We start from the raw sequence: 6,312 nt of genomic DNA, 5'->3' as shown, positions 1-6,312 counted from the left end.
GGTCCCAGCGATCCTTGGCGATCTTTTCATCCACCGGGCCACCGAGATAGCTCAACGCCAGCGCGCTCGTAGCCGCCGGCCCCACGGTGACGAACACTGCCGCCGCCGTAGACACCGCGACAACCGCGGCTTTCCGCCTCACGGACTTGTCCACACTTCCTCCAGAACCGAGAGAGAGTGAATCGCTACCATCAGCAACAGAGACTAGTGCGCTCGACGAGGTCCGCAAACGGATCATCGGCCGGCTTCGACGATCAGCCGACTACGGAACATAGTCTTTCTGGGATGAAGAGGGGATGGCACATTTGACGTTCTCCCCTGCCTGAAGGCGGGATTCCAACCCCTATACACCCACCGGAAGGGGAGGTGCGGAATGCGGAAGCCTGTAGAGGCCATCGCTGAATCCTTCGCGTTCGCGGGAGAGCACGGATGTCGTGCCCGTGTTCTTCAGCGTCGCGGCGGAAGAGCGACAAAAACGTCCATCGACGGACGGTTCAACAGTGGCACGGACCACATCTCGTCGGCCCACCGGCTCCCGTCAACGGAGAGCCAGCGGACGACCTGGAGTCCACGGGCCAGACCGGCATGCTCAGCCGGTCGTGATGCCCACCTCGGCCCGCAACCGGGAGATGTCCGCCACCGCGAGCCGTGGCCCCGGCCGCAGCACCTGTTCCTCTCGCAATGCCGCCACGTGTGCGGCCACCGTGCTCCGGGCGAGTCCCAGGGACTCCGCGACGGCATCGAGCGAGAACGGCACCCGCATCGGATCGGGCAGCTCCGGTCCGGCGAGGGCGACCAGTTCCAACAGCAGGCGGACGACCCGCTGCCGCGGCGAGAAATGCACGAGCTGATGCTGGTAGGGAACCGTTTCGGACAGCTTGCTCACCACGTAGTCAGCGAGCGCTCCCTGAACGCCGTGCCGCCGCAGGAAGGAGTCGAGCATGGCGGCGGAGACCCGATGCGCCTCGCATCGATCGATCGCCTGCACCGTGGCGGTACGTCCGGTTCCGATTCGCGCCATCTCACCGATCATGTCCCCGGGCGAGCGCAGCGCCAGCAGGAGGGCCGAGCCCTCCGCGTCCATGCGCACCACCTTCACCCGGCCGGTGGTCAGCAGAAACAGGAAATCATCTGGATCGCCCTGACGCAGCAGCATCTGCCGCGACCGGAAATGGCACCGGGAACCGCATGACAACAACGCCTGCCAGAGACGGTCGCCGAGGATCGCCTGCATTCCCCGCCGGGCAGGCCGGACAGAATCGGTCATCCCACAGAAGTATCGCGGATCGGACCCGCATTCGGCGCCGCCACCGAGAGGATGCGGCTGAGGTGACCGACCAGCGGTCTTGTCCGATCAATCCTTTCTATCCGGTTCGCCCGGTTTGCTCTCGGCCGCGATGTGCCGATGTGCCGTGCCGTGCCGCGGATGGTCGAACTGCTGCCATCCGCGGCACGGCGCCCGGCTCCCGTGCCATCGGCGCAGGGCCTCGTTCACCGGCCGGGCCGGGACCCGGGTGAACGGGTTACTCGACTACTCGACGCCCTCGAAAATCCAGCCCCTGTCCTCGCTGAAGATGGGTGACAGGGCAACCAGCGGCGGGTAGATGAGCGCCGGGTGAAGCCCCAGGGTCAGTTCATTGTCCGGGACACCGATGGTGAAGGTACCCGACTGGGGGCCATCAGCGATCTTCCATTCACGCGGCTCCGGGAGCACACGTACCCGCTCGAACGCGTCCGGGTCACCATCGAAGCCCACAAAAGCCCCGCCGGACGGCTTGCGGATCGTGTAGGTGTCGTCGTCGGCGCGCTGCACCTGCCACACCTGCCCGTCGCCGTCGCCGTCGGGCAGAAGGACGAGGTTGCCCCCGCCCACGTCGGTGAGGGTCTGCTGCCCGGCGATGCTGATCCGGTAGATGCCGTCGATCACACTTGCCACGCTTGGCTCCTCTTCCGTCAAAGGAACAACTGGTCACGGTTGCAACCAGCCGCGATTGAGAATGTTGCTGCCTACACCAGAGTCAGAAGGAGGATCTTCCCTTTAATGACATGATGAGGCCCTTTTCGGCGGTTCGATGAGACAGGAAGGCTCTGCGATGGAGCACTGGACGAGCAGACCGTGGTGGCACCGGACATCCAGGACGCCGCCACCATCATGCCCGCTACCGTCGGCATTTCGGATCAGCGGCACACACTAAAAATGCAGATCAAGAACCGAGGAACATCGCCTGGATCGCACCGATTTGACCCCGGAAATCCACTCTGGGACCAGCAGCGGGGATCAGCGCAAGACAGTGGGCACGCCACCTTTGCGGACGTCGGACGGCACCGCCCACCGCAGACTCTCTCGAAGCACCGGACGCCACACGCCGAAGTCACGGTGGCGTAGCCCGAGGTTCAGCGCGCAGAACACGCCGAAGGACATTCCGGCGAAGATCCGGTCAGCCTGGCCCAGTGCCGGTCGAGGTGTCCTTTCTTCGGACACGGTGATGGATGCCGGCCGTCCCGGACCGGGACAGCCGGGACAGCCGGGATAACCCGGACAGATGGTCGCGCCAGCGGGGCCAGACCAGGAAGGCCTCGGCTTCGAGCATCGCCAGGGCGATCCGTGGTAGCTCGGAACTGGCGGAGTAGCAGATGTAACGGGGCTGCCAGGTGGGTTGGAATTTGGCGTTGAACCGGTACAAGCTATCGATTTGGAACCAGCGGGACAAGAATATTAACAGGGAACGCCAACAGCGGATGACCGGCCCGGCGCCCAGGCGCTCGCCGCGTTCGAGCGCGGACCGGAAGAACGCGAAGTTCAGCGACAGCCGTTCGACGCCCAGCTCGCGGGCCTGGCGCAGGGCGCTGACGATGAGGAACTCGTTCAGCCCGTTGTCGGCGGTCCGGTCCCGCGTCATCGCGTCCAGCGACAGGCCGTTGGGTCCCCACGGCACGAAGTGCAGCAGGGCGCGCAGCCGGGGCTCGGTGCCGGCCGCGCCGGCATGCGACGCGTCGTCTCCGGTTCCGCTCGTCGTGTCGTTCGCCGGGTGACCCGGAGCACCGTTCACCGGGTCGTCCGCGTCGCGGGGGCCCGCATCATGGGAGAAGGCCATCACGGCCACGCAGTCGCCGTCCGCGCCGCCGCCGAGGCGGCCGAGCGCCATCGAGAAGCCCCGTTCCGTCTGGGTACCCCGCCAGGCCGCGGCCTGTGCCTTCAGCTGGGCGAGGTCGGCCGGCGCGAGATCGCCGACCCGCCGCGCGACCGCAGTGTAGCCGGCGCGTTCCACCCGGGCGACCGCCTGGCGAACGTTACGCATCGCCCGGCCCTCCAGCATGAACGACGCCGTGTCGACGATGGCCTCGTCACCAAATTCCAGCGCGCACAGACCGGCGCGGGTCCAGGCGAAGCCACCCGCCTCCGAGCAGCCGAGGACCGCCGGCATCCACGCATGGTCGGCCGCCTCGCGCAGGAACTCCCTGATGGCCCCCGGCCAAGCCTCCCGGTCACCGAGCGGGTCTCCGCTGGCCAGCATCACGCCGGAGACCACCCGGTAGGCCACGCAGGCCTTGCCGGTCGGTGACCAGATCACCGACTTGTCCGACCGCAGCGCGAAGTATCCCAGCGAGTCGGCCTTGCCATGCCGGGCCAGCAGGGCACGTATCCGTTCCTCGTCGGAGTCGGTCAGCCGGGGCCGGGGCTCGGGCGGTCGCAGCGCGAGGTAGCCGGTGGTCACGATGGTCAACAGGCCCATCGTCAGCAGCACGCGGGCGGCGAGGTCGGAGAACCGGTCGGAGGTGAACCGCAGCGGACCGGGGATCCCGACGAGTCCCTCGACGATCTGTTCGAACTGAGCGGACAGCGAATGCGGGCCGACGATCCGGTCCTGGCGCAGATAGAGCAGCAGGAACCCGATCCCGATCGAGACGACGGTGAGCAGCAGGCCGACGCCGAGCGCCCGCCAACGCGTCGACGGGTCGCCCTTGGCCCGGAACTCCCCGTGAACCAGCAGCAGGGCGATAAGCAGCGCGGCCGATCCGGCCGCCTCCTCGTAGTCCAGACCCTTGGCAACGTGGAGCACGATGCTCACGCCGAGCAGGACCACCACGGCCCGCCAGGCCCGCCGCTTGCGGCGGCGCAGCCCCGGCGTCAGCAGCACGAGCAGCATGCCGACGACGACGGTAAACGCGGCGGCCTGCTGGGAGGCTGCAGGGGGCAGGAGCACTCGCAGGTCCTCCAGGCCGGAGCGCCACTCCGGGGTGACCGCGGAGACGACGTCGACCAGGCCGACAACCAGGGCCAGCAGCGCAGCGGCCCGAGGCGCCCACGGCCGTTTCCAGGGGGGCAGCACGGGCATCCTGCTGCTCTTCCTGCCGGAACGGGCGCCGGGTGGTGTCGTCAGCGGCGGGGCCGACGACGCCGGTGAGGCCGATGACGCCGCCGAGGCCGACAGGGCACGCGGTGCCTGGGGGGCAGGCGGTGTGGGAGGGACGGGAGAGGCGGGAGAGGCGGCGGGCCCCCGACCGACCGGACCAGACCGGGCGGACAGGCCCCGGCGGGCGCCGGACAGACCGGGTTTCGGCCGCACCGCCGGGCGTGGCCACCACCGGCGCCGGATGACAGCGCGCTCGTTCGCCTCGGGCGGCGCGTTTCCCCCCCGCCGCCCGTCGGCGTGGCGCCCGGCCGAGGTGCCCGATGCCCCGGTCCCGCTCGAGATACTCATGATCCCTATCGTCTCCCGATGGGTCGCTTGCTACGGCGCTCAGGATCTGGAGACGATAAACCGCCCCGTCACAGACGTTCCTCGGGCCACCCGGTCGTAGCCGGGCCGGGCCTCGGGGTGGTCACGCGGAGAGGGCGCCGAGTCGCGGACGAGAGCCAGGCAGGCGTCCCCGGGCCGGCCGGGAAGGACGACCTGGACGATCTCCGCCCGAACGTCTAGACATACCAGGCAGATTGGCTCATATACGACATTTAGGCAGTTAACTCACTTATCACTCCCATCCGGACGGAGGTGGCCCTGTGAGGTCGATCCGCGGTCTGCTTGTCCTGCACTGCCGCTGCGGCCATGCGCGTCATGACCACGAGCACTACCGGCCCGGCTCGGATTGCGGCCGATGCGGGTGCCCGGCTTGGACCCTATGGAGGCGACGTTGACGCCCTGAACCTAGAGTAAGACGGCAGGACGCCGGTCGACCAGATCCGCCGCTCACACGGCGTCACCTCCTGCTGTCCGCCAGACACGATCAACACCAGGTCACACGTCATTGGCCCTTGTAGCCCTCGGCATCGATCCGCGCACCGGCTCATCTCATGATTTCCGGGCTTGGTCTCGGCCCATCCTCCTCCCGATATGAAACTTTCTGAGGATGCCGGCGACCGACAGCTCGGTGTCGAGATACCACGTGCCGACGATTACCCCTCCGATGAGGACAACACCGAAACCGATCAGCCACGACAGGATGGTGAACACAACCCCGATCCCGCCATAGCTACGCTCGTTCGCCACGATCGAAGCCGAGAATGCCAGCCGGCTGACGACACCCAGACCAGTCAGGCCGATCGTCGTGAACAGGGCTGTCGGCCACGAGTCCCGCCAGCTCATCCGGCCGATGGTGAGCACCCGGACCCCGACCCACAAGAAGAGCGCCAGGATCACGGTGGCTACCAGGCCGTAGCAGACCTGACCAGCCACGGTGCCGGTGAGCAGCGCCCCGAGACTCGTGGTAGCGACAAGAAAGAAGATCAGTCCGCAGAGCCAGACGACCTGGGCCAGTAGGCCGCGTAGCCCGAATGGCTTCAGCCTGAAGACCCGCACATAAATGGACTGGACGGACGCAGCCAGACTCAGTCCGCCAATTATCAGCCAGAGCACTCCCAGTACTGTCCAGCCAGTGATGACGGTTCCGCTCCGCGGGGTAAAGAGTCGTTCCACGGCCATCGCCGCATCATGGCTCAACCCCATGCGCGCGATGATTATGTCCGCCGCACCGCCCTGCCGCAGCGGCGACAGCGCCGCCAGCGTGATGACAAAAGGAAAGAAAATCATCAGGATCATCGCGGCGAGATTCATCGCCCTGTTAATCAGATCCGCCTCATGTAGTCTGGACGCCAGGTCTCCTACCGAGGACTGCCCTGCACGCACCCGGGCTGTCCCGACGCGCGCACAGAGCGTCCTGATTGGCCGCCGCAGCGCGCCGCTGCGGTGAGCGCCAGCGCCGCCAGACGGCCGCGACGCAAGATTGTTATTACTCGTACGCCAGCTCCGGGGCATGGCGTCCTCCCCACAGCACCGGGTTCATCGCCGGATCCGCCGAATGCCCTGTGGGAAC

The 6,312-nt window shown here is 67.3% G+C and carries 4 protein-coding genes; all 4 read right to left on the bottom strand.

Annotation, left to right across the window (positions count from 1 at the left end; translation table 11 throughout):
* Positions 1 to 589: 589 nt before the first annotated feature.
* Positions 590 to 1,267, bottom strand: coding sequence for a Crp/Fnr family transcriptional regulator (locus AC08OU_RS19370; protein ID WP_476596069.1), 678 nt, complete (start codon positions 1,265 to 1,267; stop codon positions 590 to 592).
* 264 nt (positions 1,268 to 1,531) lie between these two features.
* Complete coding sequence (locus AC08OU_RS19365; RefSeq protein ID WP_476601487.1) at positions 1,532 to 1,936, bottom strand: hypothetical protein; 405 nt, start codon at positions 1,934 to 1,936, stop codon at positions 1,532 to 1,534.
* A gap of 502 nt (positions 1,937 to 2,438) precedes the next feature.
* A complete protein-coding gene (locus tag AC08OU_RS19360; protein WP_476601488.1) occupies positions 2,439 to 4,337 on the bottom strand; it encodes a phosphatidylglycerol lysyltransferase domain-containing protein in 1,899 nt (632 codons plus the stop codon).
* Positions 4,338 to 5,291: 954 nt separating this feature from the next.
* Positions 5,292 to 6,053 (bottom strand): ribonuclease BN, encoded by a 762-nt coding sequence (locus tag AC08OU_RS19355; RefSeq protein ID WP_462204009.1) that lies wholly within the window; start codon positions 6,051 to 6,053, stop codon positions 5,292 to 5,294.
* Positions 6,054 to 6,312: the final 259 nt, after the last annotated feature.

The sequence above is a fragment of the Frankia sp. CcMO1 genome, from assembly GCF_977945845.1.
This window is presented reverse-complemented; position numbering and strand designations above follow the sequence as displayed.

Coding starts and splice junctions, on each gene's coding strand:
- AC08OU_RS19370 (WP_476596069.1), bottom strand. CDS start 1,267: ATGACCGATTCTGTCCGGCCTGCCCGGCGGGGAATGCAGGCGATCCTC.
- AC08OU_RS19360 (WP_476601488.1), bottom strand. CDS start 4,337: ATGCCCGTGCTGCCCCCCTGGAAACGGCCGTGGGCGCCTCGGGCCGCT.
- AC08OU_RS19355 (WP_462204009.1), bottom strand. CDS start 6,053: ATGAATCTCGCCGCGATGATCCTGATGATTTTCTTTCCTTTTGTCATC.